The sequence below is a fragment of the Klebsiella sp. X1-16S-Nf21 genome, from assembly GCF_002837615.1.
In the GTDB taxonomy this organism is placed as follows: domain Bacteria; phylum Pseudomonadota; class Gammaproteobacteria; order Enterobacterales; family Enterobacteriaceae; genus Klebsiella; species Klebsiella variicola.
Map to the genome: position 1 here is coordinate 1 of NZ_PJDK01000066.1, position 24,309 is coordinate 24,309.

Consider the following 24,309-nt stretch of genomic DNA (forward strand, 5'->3'; position numbering starts at 1 on the left):
TATCGCGAGTCCGTACCTCATCGGGTGCGATATTCTTTCCCGCCGCGACGCTACTTATTGCCAGAATGATTATTCCTGCCATCAGACGTTTCCAACCCCATTTTCGCCAGAGGGCGCGCTTTTCTTTTGCCATTGTTATTATTTACCTGCCAGCTGTTGCCGGAGGGAATTCCGGGCTACTCACCTTAAAAAGGGCAGATTAATCGTTTGCATTTTTTTTAACAGCAGACAGCGCTGAAGTCAGTGAACGCCTGTTCCTACAGCTGTCATCCAGATATGCAAATATATTCAACAAGCACTCATCCACAATATTTTCCCGGCCGAAAACGATTTGTGTTACAATTGCGCCTTATTACGGCACCGATAAAAATAACCTCCGCCGCACCTGCACCAGGCATCGCCCTTCTTTTTTCATATCAGGATTTACGCCCCCATGAATGCGATAATCATTGACGATCATCCATTGGCACGTATCGCCATTCGCAATCTTCTCGACACCAACGGCATTACCGTCGCGGCAGAACTCGACAGCGGCGCCCATGCGGTGCAGACCGCAGAAAGCATGCAGCCTGACCTGCTGATTGTCGATGTCGATATTCCGGAGCTCAGCGGCATCGACGTTTTGGAGCAGCTGCGCAAACGCCGTTACCGGGGAAAAATTATCGTCATTTCCGCGAAGAATGAACTGTTCTACGGCAAACGCAGCGCCGACTGCGGGGCCAACGGTTTTGTGAGTAAAAAAGAGGGAATGAATAATATCCTCGCCGCGATCGACGCGGCCAATAATGGCTACAGCTATTTCCCTTTTTCACTGGAGCGCTTCTGCACGCACGGCATCACCGATCAGGACCGGCTGGATACGCTGTCAACGCAGGAGATGAAGGTTTTCCGCTATATCCTCTGTGGCGTCGACTACACCACCATCGGCAGCAAAATGAATATCAGCAATAAAACGGTAAGTACCTATAAGGTCCGTCTGATGGATAAATTAGGCTGCGGCTCCCTGCTTGAGCTTTATGACTTTGCGCAACGCAATAAAATAGGGTGATGGCATGGCGGTTCGTCTTATTTTATCCGTCGTTGTCGGGTTGGCGCTGAGTCTCTCTCCTGCCACGTATGCCATGAAACAGCTGGAGCTGAAGAGCCATTCTCATATCGCGGCGATCGATATTCCGCTTAGCGTTAAGGAGAAAGCCTGGCTGGCCGGGCAACCGACACTGACCATCGGCACCTGGCTTCCCGAGATGACGCCCATCGTCTATGACGGCGACGAGAAAAGTTATCAGGGCATCAACGCCGACTATCTGGCACTGATGAAGCACAGCCTCGGACTGAAGGTGATTATCCGCCAGTATGACACCGAGCAGCAGGCGCTCACCGCCCTGGACGACCGGCAGGTCGATACCCTGCTCACTCAGGTAGCTCACCGGGATGCGCTCGCCGCAGGCCTGGTACGAACCGCGCCGCTGATCAAAACCTGGCCGGCGCTGGTGACCTCGCTGAAATCCCCCCTGCCGCCGCTGACCACTGACCGCCGCGTTACGCTGGCCTGCACCCGCGAATGCGCCTTTTTCGATATTATTCAGCAGGCGTTTCCCAACGCCAAAATCACCCTTTACGATAGCGACTATCAGGCGCTTGCCTCGGTGGTCAGCGGTGAAAATCAGTATTTCATTGGCAACAACATCACCACTGGCCACTGTATCTCGAAGTATTTCTCGCAATCGTTGGTCATTGCGCACTATTTTCGTCAGCAGGAACAACACAACCGCTTCGTCACCCGCGACGATCGGCCGGAGTTACACCAGATCCTCGATCGTTTCATTCATGCCATCGACAGCGATACCGCGATGCGGATCATGCAAAACTGGCTCAACCGCGGCGATCTGTCGTTTCTCAATACCCCCCTCCCCTTTAGCGCCGAGGAGCAGCGCTGGCTGCAGAAGCATCGTCGCATCCGCCTGCTGGTCAACCCCTATTTTCCGCCGTTTACCCTGGTGGATAACGAAGATGAGCTGCGCGGCATCATGGCCGATATGCTGAATATTTTCTCACTGCAGACCGGACTACAGTTTGAACCCATCCTGGTGCGCAATCGCCACGATCTGGCAAAGCGCATGGAAAAAGAGGACTGGGCGATCATGCCCGCCGCCACCCTCAATTCGCAGCCGCAGGCCTACGTCACCCTCAGCGATCCGCTCATTAACGTGGCCTTTGTGCTGGTCGCTCGCGGCAGCGCGCCCGACCCGCATCTGCTGACGCGCCCGGCGCGGATCGCCCTGCCGGTCGGGCCTATCGCCGCCCATGATCTGAAAGCGCGTTTTCCGCTGATTAACTGGGTGGAGACGGATAACGTTGGCGTCGCCATGAAGATGGTAGAGGAAGGCGAAGTGGATGCCGCCGTAGCCTCGGAGCTTTCCGTCCGCTATATGATCGACCACTACTATCCGCAGGGTCTGCACTACACCCGCATCGACGGACTCCCCGTCGCCGCCATTCGGCTGGCCATCCCGCGCGATGAACCGGTGCTGGCCGCCATTCTTGGCAAAGCGCTGCAGGCGATTCCACCACGGGATATTCTGCAGATGACCGAGAAGTGGTCGAAAATATCCAGCCAGCAAATAGAGAACTGGAGCCAGTACAGCCGCCAGTTTTACCAGCTGATCGCCTTTGCGCTGGTGCTGATCGCCATCAGCCTCGGCTGGGGACTCTCCCTGTGTCGGGAAGTACGCAAACGCAAAGACTCCCAACAGCGGCTGGAAGACGAGCTGGCGCAGAAGGAGGCGCTCTCCTGTGCGCTGGAGCACGAGAAAGATAAAGCCGTTCAGGCGACAAAAGCGAAGAGTCGCTTTCTGGCCAGCATGAGCCACGAGCTGCGCACGCCGGTGAGCGCCATCGTCGGCTTTCTGGAGCTGCTGGCGAAACCGGAGCTGAACGTCGGCCAGCGTAAAGAGGCGATCGAACTGGCGGGGTCGACGGCGCAAACCCTGCTGGGACTTATCGGTAATATTCTCGATATCGACAAGATTGAGTCGGGAAAATACCAGATCACCCCGCAGTGGAGCGATGTCGCACAGTTAGTGTCGCAGCAATGCCACACCTTCGACGCGCTGGCGCAGCAAAAGGGCATCGTTCTGCACCACCATAACGCGCTGCAGGAAGGGATCATGCTGTGGCTCGACCCGCAGGCGCTACGGCAAATCCTCAATAATCTCATCGGCAATGCGCTGAAGTTTACCGCCGAGGGTGCGATTCAGGTCAGTTGCCGGCTGGTGCAAGCGGATGAGACGCAGGGGGAGCTGACGCTCATCGTCAGCGACAGCGGCTGCGGGATCAGTGAAGCAGAGCAGGCTACTCTCTTCCACCGCTATGCTCAGGCGCGCCAGGGGCGCCAGCAGACCGGCTCCGGACTGGGGCTGGTCATTTGCAAAGAGCTGGTTGCGCTGATGCAGGGTCGACTGGAGATGGTCAGTCACCCGGGGGTGGGGACAACTTTCACCATCACCCTGCCGGTCAAGGCGAGTCACTGCGCGCTTCATGCGCCGCAGGCATTGCCCACCAGGCCGCAGGCCCTGCCCGGACTGGCGATATTGATAGCGGACGACCACCCCACCAACCGGCTGCTGCTTAAACGCCAGCTCAGCACCATCGGCTATAGCGTCGATGAAGCCTGCGACGGTGAAGAGGCGGAGAATAAGCTCGCCAGCAAACATTACGATCTGCTGATCACGGACCTCAATATGCCCAGGAAAGATGGTCTGGCGCTGGCGGCCTCGTTACGCCGTCGCTATCCGGGCCTGGTCATTTGGGGCGTGACCGCCAGCGCGCTGCCGCAGTCACGGGAGGCGTGTCTGGCCAGCGGCATGAATATGTGTCTGTTTAAGCCGGTGTCGGTTCAGACGCTGAGCCATGAGCTCAGCCGTTTAGCGGGGGGCCGCGCATCACCTAACGTCACCCGGCACCTGAAGCTCAGCGTGCTGACCGAAAATACGGGGGGAGACCAGGCGCTGATGACTGAAATACTGGAGACGTTCCGCGATGCGTCGGCCACAGATTTGCAGGCCGCCGGACAGGCTATCGCCCGGCATGAACCGCAGACCTTTCTGCGAGCGCTGCACCGTCTGCACGGTTCAGCACAAATTCTGGGGATTACTGCGCTACAACAATTGTGCGCCCCTTTTGAGGCTAAGCGACCTGATTCGCTGACGCCGGCAAGCTGTCTGGAGGTGGTACAGCACATCACCGGCGTCATGCGCGAGATCGACGGCGAAATCAACGCCCTGATCGGCCGCTAGCCGTTCCGCTCGGGCAGTCCGCCTGCCCGAGCGTTAAGGGGACATCCATGTCAGTTTCTTCCTCTGCGCTCTCTCAGGGTGGAACGAGGATCAGTTGCCTGCCACCAGCATCTCGCTATCCACCACAATGCCCTCTTCAGCGCCCTTCAGCACCAGATTCGCTTCGTAATACTTCCCGGCTTTCAGCAGTTTTTGCGCCTGCGCCACCGCTTTACGGGTCTGGTTGAGCGGCATCAGATACTGGTTCTCGATCACGCCGATGCCGGCCAGACGCAGGGTATCAATAGCCCCTTTCTGGTCACCTTTCGCCAGCTTTTCGTTGGCAGATTTAATGGCACTCTCTTTTTCCGGTGTGGCCACGTAGTCTTCAGACAGGGCGACGGTCGCGTTGATCACCACATAGCGATCGGCGATCATTTTTGCTGTGGCGTCAGTTTTCACGAACTTCGCCCAGCTGGCGTCATCGGCGGCCAGCAGCGCGGCGGCGTCGTCTGTCAGTTTTTTGGCGCTCTCCGGCTGGCCGTGGAACAGCGCCAGACGGGCGAACTGGACGTCGCGCATCGCGTTCGCGCCCTGCACCGCCACCTGCAGCACATCGGCAGCTTCTTTCTGTACCTGCGCCGTGGCTGCCGCGGTTGGCGCTGCCGTCGCGCTGTCTGCCGCCCACACCGGAGAGGTACCCATCATGGTTGCCAGCAGGCTCGCCAGAATGACTTTTTTCATTGTTAACTCCTGATTAAAATCGGTAAGCATCACCAAACGCAGCCAGCTTAAAAAATATCGTGGTTATTGAGAATCAGAGCCCGGAAGTGATATTGCGGGCCTGGTCTGACAGCTGTCAGACCAGACGTATAAAGTGACCTCGGCGCTCTTATTTACGCCTGGCGATACCGCGGCCTACTATTTTCCTCAGACATTTCTTTTGGCCCGCGGAATAAACCATACGTTTATTTCAGCGCCAGGCCGCCTACCGGGATCTGCGGAGCAATTATGTTTATGTTTAGCCATTACACTTTAAATGCGTTTAGTCCACGCATCTTCTTACGATATAAACGGCATGCCGGCATGATGGCCGCCCTGCTGTTTATCTGCGGGGCCTGTTGCCTGGCCTGGCCGTTGGTCGCCGGTTGGTATCTCGCCGTGGTAACCGGCATGTTGTTGATGATCTGTGGCTTCTATTCACTGTACAGCTTGATTGTCTTCCGCCAGCAGCACTGGAAATCACGCCTGGTGGCGCTGATCTTCGCCATCGCCTGGATCGTGCTCGGCCTGAGCTTTGTCGTCAATCCCCTCAACGGTATGAGCAGTCTGGCCATTTTATTTGGCTTTTTATTTGTTCTCGGCGGTATTTCCCGCATCGTCAGCGGATGTCAAACCCGAAAACAAAGCGGCGCTGGCTGGAATATTTTTATCGGTTTGCTGGATTTACTTATCGCCTGCCTGTGGCTGGCAATGAACCCGCAGCAAAGCTGGTTATTTATCACCGCGTTTATCGGCGTTGAAATGATATTTAGCGCCATCGGCTTTCTGGTCCTGCGCAATAAGATGAAGCACGCCCAGGCTTAAGCCGTATTTTATCACTGGAGAAGAAAATGAATTTACCTAAAGCACTCGTGTTGACCGCGGCGGCCACCACATTCTGTCTGATGACCAGCCCGGCGTTCGCGGTTCAGGAAACCACACCGCAGAATATGACCTGTCAGGAGTTTATGGATATGAACCCGAAAAGCATGACCCCCGTGGCCTTCTGGGTCGTGAATCGCAACACCGACTTCAGCGGCGGCGACTATGTCGACTGGCATGAAGTCGAGACCGTCTCGGTACCGAAAATGTTGCAGCAGTGCCACAAGAACCCCGCCGCTAAACTCGGCGATCTCAGCGCGGTCATCAAAAAATAACCCTGCTCCCCGGCGTCCTGCCGGGGAAAGTTAACCTCGTTACCCGCCGGACCCGTCTCACTTATCGATACCGCTACGCTACAGCAATCGCCTGTCGGATGCCCTGTTCTCCATGGCGCGTATCGAGGAGACTAGGCCTGATGCTTGCGCTTGAACTGGCTGGCGTCAATATCGTACTGCTTCATTTTGCGCCACAGGGTGGTGCGGCCGATATTGAGCAGCTGCGACATCTCCTGCACCCGCCCGCTGGTCACCCGGGCGGCGTGAATAATAGCTTCCTTTTCGATGGCGCTAAAGGTCAGGCTGGCCGGCAGCAGCGATGACGCGCTATCCCCGCCCGGCCGCTCGGAAAAGAGATATTCCGGCAGATTACTCAGGCGAATGTGGCCGTTGTCGCTGCTGATGGCGATATTCTCAATGACGCTGTTGAGCTCAAAATCATTCCCCGGCCACGAGTAGGCCACCAGCTGCGCCAGCGCGTCATCGTCCACTTTCAGTCGCGAAGAGAAACGCTTCTCCAGGCTCTTCAACCGGTTATGCACCAGCGACGGAATACTGTTGCGTCGGGCGCGCAGCGGCGGGATGACGATCTCGAACGAGTGCAGCGCATAGTACAGCTGGCGGCTAAAGCGGTTCTGCTCCACCAGGTTGGCCAGATCGACGGTGGTGGTGGCGATCACCTTCACATCCACCGGGATCAGGCGCCGGGCGTCAAGGCGGGTGAGCACTCCCTGCTTAATGACCTGCAGCAGAGCCGACTGCAGCTCCGGCGCCAGATACTCAATCTTTTCCAGAAACAGGGTGCCGCCGTTGGCCAGCTCAAGCCGGCTCAGGCGGCCATTCTCATCATCAGTGGGGGCGCTGCCCATAAAGTCCTGGCCCAACACGCTGTCGGCATACAGCTGGCAGTTGACGGCGATGTAGGGGCCGCCCGCCCGCTCGCTTTCATTGTGGATGGCCTGGCTCAGCAGCTCTTTCCCGACCCCCTCTTCGCCGCACAGCAGCACCGGGAAGCCGCCGCGCGCCGCCTGGCGGCCAAAGTGGATCAGGCGCCGGGTTTCCGGATCGTCAGCAGACATCTGCTCAAAGGTGTGGCTGACTTTACCGAGCTGGCTGGTCATCAGCTGCCGCATCTGCTCCACCGGGTGCAGGAGCAGGATAAAGCTGTTGCCTTGCGCCTCGACAATCGGTTTTAAGGTGATCACCGCGTCGACAAACTGATGCTGGCTTTCAAAGGTGACTTCGACGTGATTCAGGCCGCGGGCGTGTTTGATGGCGCGGCGCAGCAGCGCCGGGAGGGTCACCAGATCGGCGATATTTTTCCCCTGGCTGGCCTGGGCATCAAGATGCAGCAGTCTCGCCGCCTGAACATTGAGAAACTGCAGGACGCCCTGCTCGTTCCACGCCATCACCCCATCGTCCATGCTCTCCAGCAGGCCGTACATCTGATTGAGGTGGCGGTTGGATTCCGCCAGCAGGCTGTCGGTGAGCAGGGAATTGCCCACCTCGCGGGCGATGGCCAGCGTCAGGGAAAGGTCGGCGCTGGATTGATTCTCCACCAGGCAACCGAGGGAGATGGAGCCGAATAGCCGCCCGTGATTATCAAACACCGGCGTCGAACAAAAGCTCCATGGCTGCAGGGCCTGCTTAAAATGCCGATCGCCGACGGTGTTGATCGGCTGCCCCTGCATCGCGGCCAGCGACAGCGCGCAGGTGCCGATAATGCTCTCCGCGCAGTAGCTGCCGTCGCGAAATCCCAGGTCAGCCAGCTGGGCCAGCGTTTGCGGTTCGCCGCAGCGGCTCAGGATGCAGGCGGTCTCATCAAGAATAAACAGCGCGCAGGGGCGACCGTCCATAAACTCCCAGGCATCCTCCAGCGCCGCCTGACCGATGGTCAGCAGCGCGGTTTTACGCCGACAGATAGAGTCGAAGGTCAGGCCCTGGGCCTGGTGCGGCGTTTGCCAGGTTTCACGCTGCATAAACTTGCTGCAGCGATGCCATGACTGGGCGATGACGGCAGAGACCGCCTTCCCGGTATCCTGAGTCTGAACAGTCATACTGTTTTCCGCGTTTTACCATAGAGAACCCCTCCGGCAGCCACTGCCAGAGGGGAGAAAGAAAAACCGCCGACCGGCGCCAGCGGTTTAGCCACCGCGAATTAACGCGCCAGCCACTGCTGGCCTAACAGATCGGCGGTGAGGATAGCGGCGTGCACACTCTCCGGGGTCACCGCGAACGGCATATTGTGGATGGTCTCCCCTTCCGCGCAGGTGGCTTTCGCCACCGCGGCGATTTTCGCGTCGATCCCCTCTTTGACGCCCATCTGCGCGAGGGTCACCGGCAGGCCGACGCGCTGGCAGAAGCCCAGCACCGTTTCAATCTCATCCATCGGGCTGTTCTGCAGCACCAGCTGCGCCAGGGTACCGAAGGCCACTTTCTCACCGTGATACAGATGGTGGCACTCTTCCAGAATGGTGAAACCGTTGTGGATCGCGTGGGCGGCGGCCAGGCCACTGCTTTCAAAGCCAATGCCGCTGAGGTAGGTGTTCGCCTCGATGATGCGCTCCAGCGCTTCGGTCACCACCCCGGCCTGCGCCGCCAGACGGGCCTTTTCGCCCTCCGCCAGCAGCGTATCATAGCACAGGCGGGCGAGGCTCAGCGCCGCCTCGGTGGACTGCCCCCCGGCCATGCTGGTGGCGCGCGCATCGTAGCAGGCCTTGGCCTCGAACCAGGTGGAGAGCGCATCGCCCATGCCGGAGACCAGCAGGCGTACCGGCGCTTTGGCGATAATCGCCGTGTCCATCACCACCATATCCGGGTTTTTCGGATAGATCAGATACTCTTCAAACTCGCCCGCTTCGGTGTAGATCACCGACAGCGCGCTGGTCGGCGCATCGGTCGAGGCGATGGTCGGGATCACCACCACCGGCAGCTTCTGGTAGTAACCGATCGCCTTCGCGGTATCGAGGGTTTTACCGCCGCCGATGCCAACCACGCCGCGGCAGCCCTGTTTTTGCAAAATCGCCATCAGACGGTTAATTTCAGCATGGCTGCATTCACCGTTAAACCGTTCCGCATGGCAGCGAATATCGTGGCTCTGCAGACCATTCACCACTTTCTCTCCCGCCAGCTTCATCACGAAATCGTCGGCGATGACGAAGAAGCTCTCCGCCAGGTTTTTGGCGTATTGACCGAACAGGACAGCAGCATCAGGACCCTGAAGATATTTGGCTGGAGATTGAATAACTTTTAGCATTCCTTTCACCCTCAAATAAGTGCGCATGTAGACATGAAGAGCCCTGGCGTTATCCGCGCCGGCCGGAAAACGCGGCCTGAACGGAACGGTACCGGAGCAGTGCGATCACTGTAGGGCCGGCAGGGAACAAAAAAATCTTTCGCCTTTTTGTTCTGATATGAAACACAGCTTAAATTTTTACGTTTCATATTGGAACAAAAAACCCTGTTCTCTGTCAGGATTGCGATCCCGATCCGCTCATCTGCCGCATAATGCCCTTACCATCCCCCCTTTTCGGCCTTTTTTTCTCCCGCAGCCGGCAGAAAATCAGCAAAAATTTTTTCCCACCCGCTTCGCCAGCCATCCTGACCGCCGCTTATGACAGAAGAAAAAAAGCGCGCCAGCTCGCATTTTCACCGTATCCTCGGCAAAAACGTTCCATAAAGAAACAAAATCAGGAAGCAATGTTTCGTAATGAAACCCGATCGTCGGGGCATTCTTTTTTTCGTCCGCTCAGCCAGAATCATCATATCGCCAGGCACGCTCCACCGTCAGACGATACCCCTACGCGATGACCGCCTCCGCCAGCAGAGAGGCCGCATCGAACCTTCTCCAACGGAGCACTGAATAATGAAAAAGCTGATTAACCGTGTTGAAGATGTACTGAATGAACAATTACAGGGGCTGGCTAAAGCCCATCCGCAGCTGACCCTGCATCAGGACCCGCTATATGTGACCCGCACCGACGCGCCGGTGGCCGGCAAGGTGGCCTTGCTCTCCGGCGGCGGCAGCGGACATGAGCCGATGCACTGCGGCTATATCGGCCAGGGCATGCTCTCTGGCGCCTGCCCGGGGGAAATCTTCACCTCGCCGACGCCGGACAAAATGTTCGAATGCGCGATGCAAATTGACGGCGGCGAAGGCGTTCTGCTGATTATCAAAAACTACACCGGCGACATCCTGAACTTCGAAACCGCCACCGAGCTGCTGCATGAGAGCGGCATTAAAGTCACCACCGTAGTGGTCGACGACGACGTGGCGGTGAAAGACAGTCTCTATACCGCTGGTCGCCGCGGCGTCGCCAATACCGTGTTGATCGAAAAACTGGTCGGCGCCGCCGCCGAGCGCGGTGACTCGCTGGAAGCCTGCGCTGAACTGGGCCGCCGCCTGAACAATCTCGGCCACTCGATTGGTATCGCTCTCGGCGCCTGCACCGTACCGGCCGCCGGGCAGCCCTCCTTTACGTTGAAAGATAACGAGATGGAGTTCGGCGTCGGCATTCACGGCGAGCCGGGCATCGACCGCCGCCACTTCAGCTCGCTGGACCAAACCGTCGATGAGATGTTCGATACCCTGCTGGAGAATGGCGCCTACAGCCGCACGCTGCGCCAGTGGGATACCGTCAAGGGCGCGTGGCAGGAAGTGAAGCAGAGCAAAACCGCGCTGCAAAACGGCGACCGGGTCATCGCGCTGGTCAATAACCTCGGCGCCACCCCGCTGTCCGAACTGTACGGCGTGTATCACCGTCTCGCCCAGCGCTGCGAAGCGTCCGGCATCATCATCGAACGCAACCTCATCGGCAGCTACTGCACCTCGCTGGATATGTCGGGCTTCTCCGTCACCCTGCTGAAAGTGGATGATGAGACGCTGGCGCTATGGGACGCCCCGGTTCATACCCCGGCGCTGAACTGGGGAAACTAAGGAGCACGAGATGTCACTGAACAGAACGCAAATCGTCGACTGGCTATACCGCTGCGGCGACATTTTCACCAAAGAGAGCGATTTTCTCACCGGCCTCGATAAAGAGATCGGCGACGCCGACCACGGCCTCAATATGCACCGCGGCTTTAGTAAAGTGGTCGAAAAGCTGCCGTCGATCGCCGATAAAGACATCGGTTTTATCCTGAAAAATACCGGCATGACGCTGCTCTCCAACGTTGGCGGCGCCAGCGGCCCGCTGTTCGGCACCTTCTTCATTCGCGCCGCGCAGGTCACTCAGGCCCACCAGAGCCTGACCCTCGATGAACTGTACCTGATGATCCGCGAAGGCGCGGACGGGGTGGTCAACCGCGGCAAAGCGGAGCCAGGGGATAAAACCATGTGCGACGTCTGGCTGCCGGTGGCGGACTCCCTGCGCCAGTCCAGCGAGCAGCACCTGTCGATCGCCGCCGCGCTGGATGCCGCCTGCGAAGTGGCCGAGCGTGCGGCCCACGCCACCATCACCATGCAGGCGCGTAAAGGCCGCGCCAGCTATCTCGGCGAGCGCAGCATCGGACATCAGGATCCCGGCGCAACCTCGGTGCTATTTATGGTTGAGATGCTGGCCGCCGCCGCCAAAGAGTAAGGAAATCGCGATGGTAAACCTGGTTATTGTTTCTCATAGCGCCCGGCTGGGCGAAGGTGTCGGAGAACTGGCCCGGCAGATGTTAATCAACGATGGCTGCAAACTGGCGATCGCCGCCGGGATCGACGATCCAGACAGCCCGATCGGCACCGATCCGCTTAAAGTCATGGAGGCGATCGAATCTGTCGCCGATACCGATCACGTGCTGGTGATGATGGATATCGGCAGCGCGTTACTCAGCGCCGAAACCGCCCTCGATCTGCTCGATCCGGCGATTGCCGCGAAGGTGCGGCTGTGCGCCGCGCCGCTGGTGGAAGGGACGCTGGCGGCCACCGTCAGCGCTGCCTCCGGCGCCGGGATCGACAAGGTGATCGCCGACGCCATGAGCGCCCTGGAGGCCAAGCGGGTTCAGCTGGGTTTACCTTCGCCAACTTCTGACGCCGCGCCGGCGCCGACGCTTGCCGACGACGGCGACACAAAATCGGTTTCAGTCATTATTAACAATCACAACGGCCTGCACGTGCGTCCGGCGTCGAAGCTGGTCGCCGCGCTGGCGGGTTTTAATGCCGATCTGCTGCTGGAGAAAAACGGGAAGTGCGTCAAACCGGACAGCCTCAACCAAATCGCGCTATTGCAGGTACGCCGTAACGATAAACTGCGCCTGCTGGCCCGCGGTCCGGATGCCGACGCGGCGCTGGCGGCGTTTCAGGCGCTGGCCGCCAATAACTTCGGTGAATCGCCTGCGGCGCAACCGGCAGCGGCTCCGGCAACGCCCGAGCGCGTCGAAGGCGTTGCCCTGCGCTATCCGCTGGCCCTGATCCAGCCGCTCCGCCCGGCTGCCGCCGATGCTGCCCGCGAGCAGCAGCGCCTGCGCCAGGCCATCGACCAGACGCTGGCGGATCTTATCGCCCTGACCGAGCTGGCGGAAAATAAATTTAACGCCGATATCGCGGCGATCTTCGCCGGGCACCACACCCTGCTCGACGATGACGATCTGTTTGATGCCGCCAACGATCGTCTGCTCACCGAACAATGCTCGGCGGAATGGGCGTGGCATCAGGTGCTAATGGAGCTCAGCCAGCAGTATCGCCAGCTGGATGACCCCTACCTGCAGGCGCGCTATATCGATATCGAAGATATTCTGCAGCGCACCCTGCGCCATCTGCAGGGTATTCAGGAGACGCTGCCGACGCCCGGCGAGCCAACAATTATTATTGCCGACAACATTTATCCCTCAACCGTCTTACAACTGGATGCCAGCCTCATTAAAGGCCTGTGCCTGCGCGATGGCAGCGAACAGGCTCACGGCGCGATTATCGCCCGCGCCGCGGGGATCGTGTGGCTGTGCCAGCAGGGCGAGGCGCTGAAGGATATTCAGCCTGGCGAAGCCATCGCGCTCGATATGCGTAACCAACGCCTTATCCGTGACTAAAATTCACGTTGACCGTTACCGCTCCGGAGGCCTGCCTCCGGAGGGTGAGTTTTCGCTTACTCTTCAGGAACCACTATGTCTCAATTCTTTTTTAACCAGCGCGCCAGCCTCGTCAACGATGTGATTGAGGGTACCATTATCGCCAGCCCGTGGAATAACCTCGCCCGTCTGGAGAGCGACCCGGCGATCCGGGTGGTGGTCCGTCGCGATCTGAATAAAAACAACGTGGCGGTGATCTCCGGCGGCGGCGCCGGCCATGAACCGGCGCACGTCGGCTTTATTGGTAAAGGCATGCTGACCGCCGCGGTCTGCGGCGATCTGTTCGCCTCGCCGAGCGTCGACGCGGTGCTTACCGCCATTCAGGCGGTGACCGGCGAGGCGGGCTGCCTGCTGATCGTCAAAAACTACACCGGCGATCGGCTTAACTTCGGCCTGGCGGCGGAGAAAGCGCGCCGTCTCGGCTACAACGTGGAGATGCTGATCGTCGGCGACGACATTTCGCTGCCGGATAACAAGCAGCCGCGCGGCATCGCCGGGACCATTCTGGTGCATAAAGTGGCGGGCTATTTCGCCGAGCGCGGCTTCAACCTCGCCACCGTCCTGCGTGAAGCGCAATACGCCGCCAGCCATACCGCCAGCATCGGGGTGGCGCTGGCCAGCTGCCACCTGCCGCAGGAAGCCGACAGCGCGCCGCGCCATCAGGCCGGTCACGCCGAGCTGGGAATGGGCATCCACGGTGAGCCGGGCGCCTCGACGATCGCCACGCAAAACAGTGCGGAAATCGTCAACCTGATGGTGGAAAAACTGACTGCCGCCCTGCCGGAAACCGGCCGCCTGGCGGTGATGCTTAATAACCTCGGCGGCGTGTCGGTGGCTGAGATGGCGATCCTGACCCGCGAGCTGGCCAACACCCCGCTGCAGGCGCGCGTTGACTGGTTAATAGGCCCGGCCTCGCTGGTGACGGCGCTGGATATGAAAGGCTTCTCGCTGAGCGCCATCGTGCTGGAGGAGGGTATTGAAAAAGCGCTGCTGTCGGACGTGGAAACCGCCGGCTGGCAGACGCCGGTGCAGCCGCGGGCAGTTAACATCATGCCGTCCACTCTCGCCAGCGCGCGCGTCGACTTCATGCCATCGGGCAATCCACTGGTGGGCGATTACGTCGCGCAGGTGACCGGCGCCCTCATCGATCTTGAAGAACATCTCAACGCACTGGACGCCAAAGTGGGCGACGGCGATACCGGCTCCACCTTCGCCGCCGGGGCGCGCGAGATTGCCGACCTGCTGCAGCGCCAGCAGCTGCCGCTAAACGATCTGCCCACGCTCTTTGCGCTGATCGGCGAACGCCTGACGGTGGTGATGGGCGGCTCCAGCGGGGTATTGATGTCGATCTTCTTCACCGCTGCCGGGCAGAAGCTGGGGCAAGGCGCCAGCGTGGCCGAGGCGCTGAACGCCGGCCTGGAGCAGATGAAGTTTTACGGCGGCGCCGATGAGGGAGACCGGACGATGATCGACGCTCTGCAGCCGGCGCTGGCGGCGCTGCTGGCCGAACCGGAGAATCTGCAGGCCGCTTTTGCCGCGGCGCAGGCCGGGGCGGATCGCACCTGCCAGTCGGGCAAAGCTGGCGCCGGACGAGCGTCCTATCTCAACAGCGATAGCCTGCTCGGCAACATGGACCCCGGCGCCCATGCGGTAGCGATGGTGTTTAAGGCCCTGGCGGAACGATAAGCCTTCCCCGGTGGCGCTGCGCTTACCGGGGCTACAAATCGGCGCCAACCGTACGCAAGCCGCTATCCGGGTTTTACTGGGGCGACGTCACACCGCCGAATAGAAGGTCGGGTAAGGCGTAAGCCGCCACCCGACAAAAAACGGCGCCAACCGTAGCCCGGATAAGGCGCAAGCCGCTATCCGGGTTTTACCACGATGGCTTTTTACTTGCTGTGCCAGTACGCCTGGGAACGCACCAGTTGCTGTTCGATGCTCTCGTCTTCAAAGCGCGCCAGCAGCGATTTCACCACCGCGCCTTCGCCGGTCAGCCAGATGAAATAATCCTCCGCCGGCACCTTCACCTGGGCCAGACGCTCGGCGACGAAGGCCGGGTTGTGGCCCACCACCCACTCGATGTTAAAGCCGTCGAGATCCGCCAGATAATCTTTATACGACGCATCGGCGATAGTAACGATGGCCGTCACCTGCGGCCTTGCCGGCAGCTGGCGTAACCCCAGCAGACGACGGCGCAGCGCCGGCATGCCGGACTCATCGCAAACATACAGCTGCCAGGCATAATCTTCCGGCACCACCAGCGAGCCGCGCGGGCCGCCGATCACCAGCTTATCGCCCACTTTTGCTTCCAGCGCCCAGCGGCTGGCAATACCGCCATCGTGGATATAGAAATCGTAAGCCAGCTCGTGACGTTCGGCATCGTACAGCGGCGTATAGTCACGGGTCGCAGGCCGCACGCCCTCGCCCCAGTCAATCCCCTCCTCGGTCACCTGCGGCGGGGTAAATGCCGCGCCCGGCTCGGGGAAAAAAAGCTTGGTATGATCGTCAAAGCCGTGAGAAGCGAAGCCTTCCAGCGCCTCGCCTCCCAGCACGATACGCTGGAACGCCGCGCCTGCGCGCTCCACGCGCAGCACCGTCAGCTCACGGAAACGCAGCTCATTGCGGACACGCTGCGGGTACTTGTCTGCTTTGGTTTTTGTCATCATCGATTGCCTTCGTGAACGGTAAATAGATATATCTAAACTTGATGCAAATGATAATGATTGCCAACTAAAAAGAATGCAAGTCTTTTTTTGATATAGTCAAAACAAACCGCATCAAAATCCACAATCAGAAAATAATTACATATATATCAATATATTAAAAAATAAATGGCAACCAGCATTGCGAACATTCATTTTTTAGATATAAATTAGATATATCAAAAACAGCAGGAGGTAACCATGCGACATCATCATGAAGAGGGGCGTGGGCCACGCGGGCGCCACGGTGATCCCAGCGAACACGGCGACCATGGCCGCCGCGGCAGCGGACGCCGCCAGCGTTTCTTTGGCCACGGTGAACTGCGGCTGATCATTCTGGATATCCTCAGCCGCAACGCCAGCCATGGCTATGAGCTGATCAAAGAGATCGAAACGCTTACCCAGGGGAACTACAGCCCCAGCCCGGGGGTAATCTACCCGACGCTGGATCTGCTCCAGGACCAGGGCCTTATCAGCGTGGAAGATGACAACGGACGTAAAAAAATCGTTATCAGCGAGGAAGGAAAACAGCTGCACGCCGAGAACCAGGAGCACCTGGCCCATATCCAGGAGCGTCTGCAGGCGCGGATGGTCGGCTGCGAGCTGCGCCGGGATCCGCAGATGAAGCGCGCGCTGGAAAACTTCAAAGCGGTCCTCGACCTGAAAGTGAACCAGCAGGCCAGCAGTGCCGCCCAGCTCAAGCAGATCATCGGCATTATTGACCGGGCGGCGATGGAGATCTCTCAGCTCGACTAAGCCTCTTTTGTTACCACCGGCTGCCCCGCCCTGGGGCAGCCCGCACCACGACGGATCGGCCCGTTCATCGCCGCCAGGCAGAAAATCTCGTCAGCTCAGGAATAAAACGTGCCAATAGTGGCGCAATGAGATTAAATTTTACACAATTCGTCTTTTGCTTTGCATTTATCCCGATTTTCACCGCTTCTGCCGAACTGGCGTAATCCCTGCAATACTTAATCCAGTATCGTGTGATACGTCCGCCCCAGGAGCACATTTTGAACAGGTTACCTTCCAGCGCATCGGCTCTGGCCTGCAGCGCACACGCACTGAATCTCATTGAAAAGCGCACGCTTGATCATGAGGAAATGAAAGCACTTAACCAGGAGGTCAGGGAATACTTTAAAGAGCATGTGAATCCGGGGTTTTTAGAGTATCGAAAATCGGTCACAGCCGGCGGGGATTACGGAGCCGTAGAGTGGCAAGCGGGAGGGTTAAATACGCTTGTCGACACCCAGGGACAGGAATTTATCGACTGCCTTGGTGGGTTTGGCATCTTCAATGTAGGGCACCGTAATCCAGTTGTGGTATCCGCCGTCGAGAATCAACTCGCGAAACAACCGCTTCACAGTCAGGAACTGCTGGATCCGCTACGCGCGATGCTGGCGAAAACCCTGGCAGCCTTAACGCCCGGCAAACTAAAGTACAGTTTCTTCTGCAACAGCGGTACCGAATCGGTAGAGGCGGCCATCAAGCTGGCGAAAGCCTATCAGTCGCCGCGCGGTAAATTTACCTTCATCGCCACCAGCGGCGCCTTCCACGGTAAATCGCTGGGCGCGCTGTCGGCCACCGCCAAGTCGACCTTCCGCAAACCCTTTATGCCGCTGCTGCCGGGCTTCCGCCACGTGCCGTTCGGCGATATCAACGCCATGCGCACCATGCTGAGCGAGTGCAAGAAAACCGGCGACGACGTCGCGGCGGTGATCCTCGAGCCGATTCAGGGCGAAGGGGGCGTGATCCTCCCGCCGCAGGGATATTTGCCGGCGGTGCGTAAGCTGTGCGATGAGTTTGGCGCCCTGCTGATCCTCGACGAAGTGCAGACCGGCATGGGCCGCACCGGCAAGATGTTCGCCTGCGAGCATGAGAACGTTCAGCCCGATATTCTGTGTCTGGCGAAAGCGCTCGGCGGCGGTGTGATGCCGATCGGCGCGACGGTGGCGACGGAAGAGGTCTTCTCGGTGCTGTTCGACAACCCGTTCCTGCACACCACCACCTTCGGCGGCAACCCGTTGGCCTGTGCGGCGGCGCTGGCGACGATCAACGTGCTGTTGACGCAAAACCTGCCGGCGCAGGCGGCGCAGAAAGGCGATATGCTGCTGGACGGGTTCCGCCTGCTGGCGCAGGAGTATCCGGACCTGGTGAATGAAGTGCGCGGGAAAGGCATGCTGATGGCCATCGAGTTTGTCGATAACGAGATTGGCTACGACTTTGCCAGCGAGATGTTCAGACAGCGGGTGCTGGTCGCCGGGACGTTAAACAACGCCAAGACGATCCGCGTTGAACCGCCGCTGACCCTCACCCTGGAGCAGTGTGAGCAGGTGCTGAAAGCGGCGCGTAAGGCGCTGGCGGCCCTGCGCGTCTCGGTTGAAGAAGCGTAATAAGTGCCCTTCCCCCTCTCCCACAGGGAGAGGGGGAAGGAAAATCCTCATACCTGCGGCAACAGGCCGATAAAGCTGCGTTTCTGCCGCGGCTGCGACATCATCTCCTCCAGCTTTTCGACGCAGGCTAAATAGTGCGGCGTCTTCTTATGCGCCAGCACCGCCTCATCGTCTTTATAGGCTTCGTAGATAAAAAAGCGGGTTTTCACCTCGGGATCCTGCAGGACATCAAAGCGCAGGTTGCCCGGCTCCTGCAGCGCGCCTTCGTGGTTGGCGCGAAACACCTCAAGAAACTCATCCACCCGCTCGGGTTTAATATTGATCTCCACCAGCGTCACATTCATTTCAGCTCTCCCTGTTTCTCTTCCTGCCAGAACTGATACGCTTCGCGCGCGTTCAGATTCTCATGCACCACCTTTTTCACCGCCTTCAGCATCGCGCGCGGGGCGCTGGACTGGAAAATATTGCGCCCCATATCCACCCCGGACGCCCCCTGATCGATCGCCCGCCAGCACATCTCCAGCGCCTCATGCTCCGGCAGTTTTTTACCGCCGGCAATCACGATCGGCACCGGACAGCTGGCGGTCACTTTTTCAAAGCCTTCCTCAACGAAATAGGTCTTCACAAACTGCGCCCCCATTTCGGCGGCAATCCGGCTGGCCAGCGAGAAGTAGCGCGCATCGCGGGTCATCTCTTTGCCGACGCCGGTAACCGCCAGGACCGGCATACCGTAGCGATTGCCGGCATCCACCAGTTTGATGATGTTATTGATCGACTGATGTTCGTATTCGCTGCCGATATAGACCTGCGCCGCCACCGCGCAAACGTTGAGGCGCAGCGCGTCTTCCATCGCCACCGCCACGCATTCGTTGGAGAGTTCGCTCAAAATCGAATTGCCGCCGGAGGCGCGGAGCACCACCGGCTTATTGGTGGCCGCCGGTACCTGGCTGCGCAGTACGCCGCGGGTGCACATCAGCACATCGGTGTCGGCAAACAGCGGCGCAATCGACAGGTCGATACGCTCCAGCCCGGTGGTTGGCCCCTGGAAGTAGCCATGATCGAAGGCCAGCATCACCGTGCGGTTGCTGTGCGGATTAAAGATGCGCGCCATCCGCGACTGCATGCCCCAGTCCAGCGAGCCGCAGCCTTTCAGGGTATACAGCGTATTCTGCTGCGGGCGGTCGATACCGAAGTCCTTACCTTCTTTGATGTCGTCTAAATCAGCCATCTCATCCTCCGTCAGAAGTCGTAGTTATTGATGTTCTCTTTGCTGAACACCACGCGCTCCGGCAGCAGCACGATACCGTTGCCCTTCGCCTCATACTGGTAGCCCTGCACGCTATTCGGTTCGACCTTCAGCGAGCCGATATCTTTCACCTCAACGCTGTCGCCGACGTTAAGATCGCCCTTTTTCAACAATCGATCGGCGACGTTAACCGCAATTTTGCCCTGCTGAACCACATCCCACAGGCCGAACGCTTTTACCGTGCCGCGCTCAACGTACGGGCGCATCACGTTCGGCGTACTAAAGCCGACAATCGCCACGCCCTGACGCTTGAGGTTCTCCGCCGCCTGCGCCGCCGCCGGCAACGCATTGGCATCCGGCGCGATAATGGCGTCGAGATCCGGATACGCTTTTAAGATCCCCTCGGCGGTTTGCAGCGATTTGGTGGCATCGTTATAGCCAAACTGGGTGGTGACGATTTGCCACTGCGGATGCTCTTTTTCGATTTTGGCTTTGGCTTCCTTCACCCACTGGTTCTGGTCGGTCACCGTCGGGCTGGAGTAGAAAAACGCGACTTTGGCGGCAGGTTTGCTGACCTGCTTTTCCGCCATCTCCACCAGCAGGCCGCCGAGCTGCTGCGGCGTACCCTGGTTGATATAGATGCTGCGGCACTCCGGTTTGGTATCGGAATCCCAGGTCAGGACTTTCACCCCGCGCTGCATCGCCCGCTTCAGCGCCGGGCACAGGCCGTCCGGCGAAACGGCGGAGACGATAATCGCGTTGTAGCCCTGGTTGACGAAGTTGTTGATAAGCTGCACCTGGCCGGAGACGCTGGGCTCGGTGGGGCCGTCATAGGTGACATCAACGCCCAGCGCTTTCCCCGCCTCTTTCGCGCCGTTGCCGCCGCTGGTAAAGAAGCCGACGCCGACCAGCTTAGGAATAAAGGCGATGCGGTCCGCCGCTTGCGCGGTAACCACGCTCATCGCCAGCGCCAGCGCGCTGACCTGCAGGATACGTTTTGTTTTCATTGTTGTGCTCCGATTGTTCTATGCGAGAAAAGACGCCGCCAGGTCGCGCGCACCCATTCACGGTGCAGGCTCAGCGAACGCCCCATCACCACCACAACCAACAGCGCCCCTGACAGCGCGCTCGACACCTGGTTGGGGATGCCGACCATCTGTAAACCCTGTTGCAGATACCCCACCAGCAATGCCGCCAGCGCGGTACCCAGTATCGATCCCGAGCCGCCGTAAATATTGGCCCCGCCGAGCACCGCCGCGGTCAGCGCCGGCATCAGCAGGTCGCGGCCTAAATCCGAACGCGCCGAGCCGAAATAGGAGACCATCACCAGCGCCGCGACCGCCGAGGCGACGCCCACCAGGCCATACAGCACGTACGGGATGCCGTTCACCGACAGCGCGGCATAGCGCGCGGCGCGCGGGTTTTGCCCGAGTAAAAAGAGATGGCGGCCAAAGCGCCCGCGATGGGCCAGCAGCCAGAAGAGAAAGGTGATAATCGCGAACAGCACCAGCGGTAGCGGCAGTCCGGCGAGGGTTAAATTGGCGATGGCGGTGAAGCTATCGGGAAAACCGCCAATCCCCTCGTAACCGGTCGCGCCGGCCATCCCGGAAAGCAGCAGCGCGCCGCCGCCGTACAGATACAGCGTACCAAGCGTGATCACCAGCGGGCTGATGCCGGTGTAGTGGATCAGCGCGGCGTTGAATAACCCGCACAGCAGTCCCAAGAGCAACGTCAGCGATACCGCTAGCCACAGCGGCCAGGCCGCCTGGGTCATCACCCCGAGGGCGATGGCGCACAGGCCGATGGTCGAGCCCAGCGAAATATCGATCCCGCCGCTGATGATCACCAGCGTCAGCGGCAGCGCGACAATACCGATGCAGATAAAGTCGCTGGTGCTAAAGAGCAGCATATTGAGATCCAGCATGCGCGAATTCAAGGCGCCGAACAGCAGGATTTCCGCGATCAGCAACGCCAGCAGCGCGCTTTCCCAGTTAAGCTTCAGCTTCATTTAAGCCACCTCTTTGCTTTTGCGTTCGGGAAAGCGGGCAACCTGTTTGCCCCCTTTATTACCGGGCTGGAAACGGCTGTATTTTAGCGCCCGCTGATGGCGGGCCAGCGCCTGGCGCAGGCGGCCATCGAGCACCAGCACGCCGAGCAGCACCAGGCCGGCGATAAAGTCATTCCACCAGGCGGGAAGGCGGAACAGCACCAGCACGGTGTCGATTTGGGTAAGGAAAAAGGCGCCGAGAAACGCGCCGAGCAGCGTGCCGGTACCGCCGAGCAGCGAGATCCCGCCCAGTACGCAGGCGGCGATGGCTTTCATCTCCAGCCCGCTGCCGGTCTGATTAGGCACAAAACCAATCTGCGCGGCGAAGACAATCCCGGCGCAGGCCGCCAGCATGCCGTTGAGGGTAAAGGCCAGCATCCGCGTGCGATTGACCGCCACGCCCAACTGGCGCGCGGCGGCGAGGTTATCGCCGACGGCGTAAAAATCACGACCAAAGGCGGTGCGCGACAGCAGCCAGCCGCCCGCCAGCAGCAGCGCCAGCACCAGCCAGCCCAGCGGCGACACGCCGATAAACGCCGGCTCCGAGAGCGACTTCAGGCTGTCGGGCAAGCCCTCGATCCATTTCCCGCCGGTCCACAGCAGCATCACCCCGCGATACAACCCCAGCGTGCCGAGGGTGGCGACGATCGCCGGAATGCGCAGTCCCACTACCAGCAGGCCGTTAAACGCCCCGGCCAGCGCGCCAATCGCCAGCGCAAAGGCGATAGCCGTCGCCAGCCCGTAACCGTTGTTCAGCGCCACGCCGACGGCGATGGCGCACAGCCCAACGGTGGAGCCTACCGACACGTCAATATTGCGGGTCAGCATCACCAGCGTCGCGCCCAATGCCAGCAGGCAGAGGATTTGCGAGCTGGCGAAAATCATCGCCAGGGTCTGCAGGCTGAAATAGGCTGGATTGAGCGCCACCAGCACGGCAAAGAGCGCCACGATGGCAAAGAAGGCGCTCAGTTCGCGATTCTTCAGTAACGTTTTCATGCCTGCCCTCCGAAGGCCAGGGTCATCATGCGATCGACGGTCACCGCCTGTCGCGCCAGCTCACCGCTGTAGCGGCCCTGATGCATCACCAGCACCCGGTCGGCCAGGCCAACGAACTCATCCAGATCGGAGGAGATCATCAGCACCGCCACGTTTTGCGCGGCAACGCTTTTTAGCAGTTGATAGATATCGGCGCGGGCGGAGACATCCACGCCGCGCGTCGGCTCATCGACAATCAGCAGCAACGGATTAGCTTCCAGACAGCGCGCCAGCAGCACCTTTTGCTGGTTACCGCCAGAGAGAGTGCGCACCGGCTGATCGCCATCGGCCAGCTTGATCCCCAGCGCCCGGTGATAGCGTTCAACCACCGCCGCCTCCCGTTTCCCCTGCTGCCACCACGACGGCTGATTGAACATCACCGTGTTCCAGCGCACCGGCGCATCAAGAAACAGCCCCGAGACCTGGCGGTCTTCCGGCAGATAGACCAGCCCGCTGGCCAGCCGGGCGCGGGTACTGTCGCGGCTAATCTCGCGGTTCTCCAGCCAGATCCGCCCGGCGCGCGGTGGACGCAGGCCGTATAAGGTTTCGGCAAATTCGGTGCGCCCGGATCCCACCAGCCCGGCCAGACCGACAATCTCTCCGGCGCGGATCTCCAGATTGAGATCGATAAAACCTTCTCCGGTAAGATCTTCCACCCGCAGCACGGGAAAGTCCTGCGGTTGCGTACGGCGGTTGCCCGGTAGCGACAGCCACAGCTTTTGCGTGTCGCTCAGCGCATGGTCGCGGCTGACCGGCGTCATCGCGTTAATCAGTTGCTCGTCGCGGTATGCCGCGGTCTCGCCGCTCAGCACCACCGCGCCGTCGCGCATCACCGAAATATGGCTGGCAAGCTGGCGGATTTCGGGCAGTTTGTGCGAGATAAACACGATCCCCACGTCCAGCACCTGTAACGCGCGGATCTGGCTAAACAACCTCTCCGTTTCGCCCGGGGTTAAAGAGGCGGTGGGTTCATCCAGGATCAGGATCCGCGCCTCGCGCATCAGGCCGCGCAGGATCTCGACCATCTGTTGATCGGCCACTTCCAGCGTGCTGGCGCTGGCATCGAGGTTGATCTGGCAGTTCAGCTGCCGCAGTTTGTCCTGCAGTCGCGCGACGGTATCCGCCCGCTTCGGCAGGCGGAAAAGAATGTTCTCGCGCACGCTGAGGTTGGGAAACAGCATCGGCTCCTGCGGCACCAGATAGATGCCCAGCTGGTGGGCCAGCGCCGGGCTGAGGCGCGCAAACGCGCGGTCGCCGATCGTCAGTTCACCGCTGTCCGGCGTTTCAACGCCGGCGATGATCTTCATCAACGTCGATTTACCCGCGCCGTTGCCGCCCATCAGCGCATGCACCTGGCCCGCGCCTAGTGTGAAATCAATGCCCTTGAGCACCGCAACGCCGGAGAACTGTTTGCAAATCTGGCGAGCTTCAAGCAGTGGCTTCATCATCGCGCCTCGATTGAACAAATGATTTTTAAATTTAATAATGTTCAAAAGCGTAGACGGTGAACTATATTTACAACCGTGCGAAGATCACACTTTGGCGCTTTAGATCCTCAGGAAAAAATGGGCCAGCGATGAAAGATCCGTTTTGCCAGTCGGCTCACACTTTCCGACCGCGCAATAGCGAACATATGATCTAAA

Annotated in this window: 21 protein-coding genes and 2 pseudogenes; 13 read left to right on the top strand and 10 right to left on the bottom strand. The window is 59.5% G+C overall.

Annotation, left to right across the window (positions count from 1 at the left end):
* The 3 genes from CW267_RS31100 to CW267_RS23265 all read left to right on the top strand — a co-directional run.
* Positions 1–203: hypothetical protein (locus CW267_RS31100; protein WP_206054950.1), on the top strand; the 203-nt coding region annotated here is incomplete at its 5' end.
* 230 nt (positions 204–433) lie between these two features.
* Entirely contained in the window at positions 434–1,048 is a 615-nt protein-coding gene (evgA, locus tag CW267_RS23260; RefSeq protein ID WP_023298233.1) for an acid-sensing system DNA-binding response regulator EvgA, read from the top strand.
* Positions 1,049–1,052: 4 nt separating this feature from the next.
* Entirely contained in the window at positions 1,053–4,295 is a 3,243-nt protein-coding gene (locus CW267_RS23265) for an ATP-binding protein (protein WP_100781263.1), read from the top strand.
* Between the two features lie 90 nt (positions 4,296–4,385).
* On the opposite strand, the gene CW267_RS23270 is transcribed toward CW267_RS23265, so the two are convergent.
* Positions 4,386–5,048 (bottom strand): YfdX family protein, encoded by a 663-nt coding sequence (locus tag CW267_RS23270; protein ID WP_162493302.1) that lies wholly within the window; start codon positions 5,046–5,048, stop codon positions 4,386–4,388.
* 237 nt (positions 5,049–5,285) lie between these two features.
* Between CW267_RS23270 and CW267_RS23275 the strand changes: the two genes are divergently transcribed.
* The 3 genes and pseudogenes from CW267_RS23275 to CW267_RS23285 all read left to right on the top strand — a co-directional run.
* Entirely contained in the window at positions 5,286–5,861 is a 576-nt protein-coding gene (locus CW267_RS23275) for an HdeD family acid-resistance protein (RefSeq protein WP_012540525.1), read from the top strand.
* Between the two features lie 26 nt (positions 5,862–5,887).
* Positions 5,888–6,193 carry an acid-activated periplasmic chaperone HdeB gene (gene hdeB / locus CW267_RS23280; protein WP_012540524.1) on the top strand — a complete coding sequence of 102 codons (306 nt, stop codon included), beginning with the start codon at positions 5,888–5,890 and terminating at the stop codon, positions 6,191–6,193.
* Between the two features lie 76 nt (positions 6,194–6,269).
* Positions 6,270–6,347: pseudogene (locus tag CW267_RS23285) on the top strand (cobalamin adenosyltransferase); the annotation flags it as partial.
* On the opposite strand, the gene dhaR reads toward CW267_RS23285, so the two are convergent.
* The gene (gene dhaR / locus CW267_RS23290; protein ID WP_047666986.1) at positions 6,325–8,250 is read right to left on the bottom strand and encodes a dihydroxyacetone kinase operon transcriptional regulator DhaR; all 1,926 of its coding nucleotides are present in this window, start codon (positions 8,248–8,250) and stop codon (positions 6,325–6,327) included. The pseudogene CW267_RS23285 and the gene dhaR sit on opposite strands and share 23 nt — an antisense overlap.
* A gap of 101 nt (positions 8,251–8,351) precedes the next feature.
* Entirely contained in the window at positions 8,352–9,449 is a 1,098-nt protein-coding gene (locus CW267_RS23295) for a glycerol dehydrogenase (RefSeq protein WP_008806556.1), read from the bottom strand.
* Between the two features lie 251 nt (positions 9,450–9,700).
* Between CW267_RS23295 and CW267_RS30850 the strand changes: the two are divergent.
* The 5 genes and pseudogenes from CW267_RS30850 (at position 9,701) to CW267_RS23320 (ending at position 14,929) form a co-directional block, all read left to right on the top strand.
* Positions 9,701–9,903, top strand: a pseudogene (locus tag CW267_RS30850) (hypothetical protein).
* Between the two features lie 155 nt (positions 9,904–10,058).
* Positions 10,059–11,129, top strand: a complete 1,071-nt coding sequence (dhaK, locus tag CW267_RS23305) for a dihydroxyacetone kinase subunit DhaK (protein WP_047666990.1) — start codon at positions 10,059–10,061, stop codon at positions 11,127–11,129.
* Positions 11,130–11,139: 10 nt separating this feature from the next.
* A complete protein-coding gene (gene dhaL, locus CW267_RS23310; RefSeq protein ID WP_047666991.1) occupies positions 11,140–11,772 on the top strand; it encodes a dihydroxyacetone kinase subunit DhaL in 633 nt (210 codons plus the stop codon).
* A 10-nt stretch (positions 11,773–11,782) separates the two neighbouring features.
* Complete coding sequence (dhaM, locus tag CW267_RS23315) at positions 11,783–13,204, top strand: dihydroxyacetone kinase phosphoryl donor subunit DhaM (RefSeq protein ID WP_047666993.1); 1,422 nt, start codon at positions 11,783–11,785, stop codon at positions 13,202–13,204.
* 75 nt (positions 13,205–13,279) lie between these two features.
* Positions 13,280–14,929, top strand: a complete 1,650-nt coding sequence (locus CW267_RS23320) for a glycerone kinase (RefSeq protein WP_100781262.1) — start codon at positions 13,280–13,282, stop codon at positions 14,927–14,929.
* Positions 14,930–15,132: 203 nt separating this feature from the next.
* Here CW267_RS23320 and CW267_RS23325 read toward each other — a convergent pair whose 3' ends face one another.
* Positions 15,133–15,909, bottom strand: a complete 777-nt coding sequence (locus CW267_RS23325) for a siderophore-interacting protein (RefSeq protein ID WP_162550381.1) — start codon at positions 15,907–15,909, stop codon at positions 15,133–15,135.
* Positions 15,910–16,146: 237 nt separating this feature from the next.
* On the opposite strand from CW267_RS23325, the gene CW267_RS23330 reads away from it, so the two are divergent.
* Positions 16,147–16,701, top strand: a complete 555-nt coding sequence (locus CW267_RS23330; RefSeq protein WP_100781261.1) for a PadR family transcriptional regulator — start codon at positions 16,147–16,149, stop codon at positions 16,699–16,701.
* Positions 16,702–16,958: 257 nt separating this feature from the next.
* The gene (gene ygjG, locus CW267_RS23340) at positions 16,959–18,338 is read left to right on the top strand and encodes a putrescine aminotransferase (protein ID WP_012540512.1); all 1,380 of its coding nucleotides are present in this window, start codon (positions 16,959–16,961) and stop codon (positions 18,336–18,338) included.
* Between the two features lie 47 nt (positions 18,339–18,385).
* On the opposite strand, the gene lsrG is transcribed toward ygjG, so the two are convergent.
* The 6 genes from lsrG to lsrA are packed head-to-tail and all read right to left on the bottom strand — an operon-like array spanning position 18,386 to position 24,111.
* Positions 18,386–18,682: a (4S)-4-hydroxy-5-phosphonooxypentane-2,3-dione isomerase gene (lsrG, locus tag CW267_RS23345; RefSeq protein ID WP_002917723.1), complete on the bottom strand. Its 297-nt coding sequence runs from the start codon at positions 18,680–18,682 to the stop codon at positions 18,386–18,388.
* Complete coding sequence (gene lsrF / locus CW267_RS23350; protein ID WP_012967199.1) at positions 18,679–19,566, bottom strand: 3-hydroxy-5-phosphonooxypentane-2,4-dione thiolase; 888 nt, start codon at positions 19,564–19,566, stop codon at positions 18,679–18,681. Before lsrF ends, lsrG begins: the two co-directional genes overlap by 4 nt.
* An 11-nt stretch (positions 19,567–19,577) precedes the next feature.
* Positions 19,578–20,591 carry an autoinducer 2 ABC transporter substrate-binding protein LsrB gene (lsrB, locus tag CW267_RS23355; protein ID WP_008806564.1) on the bottom strand — a complete coding sequence of 338 codons (1,014 nt, stop codon included), beginning with the start codon at positions 20,589–20,591 and terminating at the stop codon, positions 19,578–19,580.
* Complete coding sequence (gene lsrD / locus CW267_RS23360; RefSeq protein ID WP_022066315.1) at positions 20,588–21,592, bottom strand: autoinducer 2 ABC transporter permease LsrD; 1,005 nt, start codon at positions 21,590–21,592, stop codon at positions 20,588–20,590. The genes lsrB and lsrD overlap by 4 nt, the downstream gene beginning before the upstream one ends.
* A complete protein-coding gene (gene lsrC / locus CW267_RS23365) occupies positions 21,593–22,627 on the bottom strand; it encodes an autoinducer 2 ABC transporter permease LsrC (protein WP_016161856.1) in 1,035 nt (344 codons plus the stop codon).
* A complete protein-coding gene (gene lsrA / locus CW267_RS23370; RefSeq protein WP_012540509.1) occupies positions 22,624–24,111 on the bottom strand; it encodes an autoinducer 2 ABC transporter ATP-binding protein LsrA in 1,488 nt (495 codons plus the stop codon). Before lsrA ends, lsrC begins: the two co-directional genes overlap by 4 nt.
* Positions 24,112–24,309: the final 198 nt, after the last annotated feature.

Excerpts from the sequence above, each read along its gene's own strand:
- evgA (WP_023298233.1), top strand. The coding sequence starts at position 434 with ATGAATGCGATAATCATTGACGATCATCCATTGGCACGTATCGCCATT.
- CW267_RS23265 (WP_100781263.1), top strand. The coding sequence starts at position 1,053 with ATGGCGGTTCGTCTTATTTTATCCGTCGTTGTCGGGTTGGCGCTGAGT.
- CW267_RS23270 (WP_162493302.1), bottom strand. The coding sequence starts at position 5,048 with ATGCTTACCGATTTTAATCAGGAGTTAACAATGAAAAAAGTCATTCTG.
- CW267_RS23275 (WP_012540525.1), top strand. The coding sequence starts at position 5,286 with ATGTTTATGTTTAGCCATTACACTTTAAATGCGTTTAGTCCACGCATC.
- hdeB (WP_012540524.1), top strand. The coding sequence starts at position 5,888 with ATGAATTTACCTAAAGCACTCGTGTTGACCGCGGCGGCCACCACATTC.
- dhaR (WP_047666986.1), bottom strand. The coding sequence starts at position 8,250 with ATGACTGTTCAGACTCAGGATACCGGGAAGGCGGTCTCTGCCGTCATC.
- CW267_RS23295 (WP_008806556.1), bottom strand. The coding sequence starts at position 9,449 with ATGCTAAAAGTTATTCAATCTCCAGCCAAATATCTTCAGGGTCCTGAT.
- dhaK (WP_047666990.1), top strand. The coding sequence starts at position 10,059 with ATGAAAAAGCTGATTAACCGTGTTGAAGATGTACTGAATGAACAATTA.
- dhaL (WP_047666991.1), top strand. The coding sequence starts at position 11,140 with ATGTCACTGAACAGAACGCAAATCGTCGACTGGCTATACCGCTGCGGC.
- dhaM (WP_047666993.1), top strand. The coding sequence starts at position 11,783 with ATGGTAAACCTGGTTATTGTTTCTCATAGCGCCCGGCTGGGCGAAGGT.
- CW267_RS23320 (WP_100781262.1), top strand. The coding sequence starts at position 13,280 with ATGTCTCAATTCTTTTTTAACCAGCGCGCCAGCCTCGTCAACGATGTG.
- CW267_RS23325 (WP_162550381.1), bottom strand. The coding sequence starts at position 15,909 with ATGATGACAAAAACCAAAGCAGACAAGTACCCGCAGCGTGTCCGCAAT.
- CW267_RS23330 (WP_100781261.1), top strand. The coding sequence starts at position 16,147 with ATGCGACATCATCATGAAGAGGGGCGTGGGCCACGCGGGCGCCACGGT.
- lsrG (WP_002917723.1), bottom strand. The coding sequence starts at position 18,682 with ATGAATGTGACGCTGGTGGAGATCAATATTAAACCCGAGCGGGTGGAT.
- lsrF (WP_012967199.1), bottom strand. The coding sequence starts at position 19,566 with ATGGCTGATTTAGACGACATCAAAGAAGGTAAGGACTTCGGTATCGAC.
- lsrB (WP_008806564.1), bottom strand. The coding sequence starts at position 20,591 with ATGAAAACAAAACGTATCCTGCAGGTCAGCGCGCTGGCGCTGGCGATG.
- lsrD (WP_022066315.1), bottom strand. The coding sequence starts at position 21,592 with ATGAAGCTGAAGCTTAACTGGGAAAGCGCGCTGCTGGCGTTGCTGATC.
- lsrC (WP_016161856.1), bottom strand. The coding sequence starts at position 22,627 with ATGAAAACGTTACTGAAGAATCGCGAACTGAGCGCCTTCTTTGCCATC.
- lsrA (WP_012540509.1), bottom strand. The coding sequence starts at position 24,111 with ATGAAGCCACTGCTTGAAGCTCGCCAGATTTGCAAACAGTTCTCCGGC.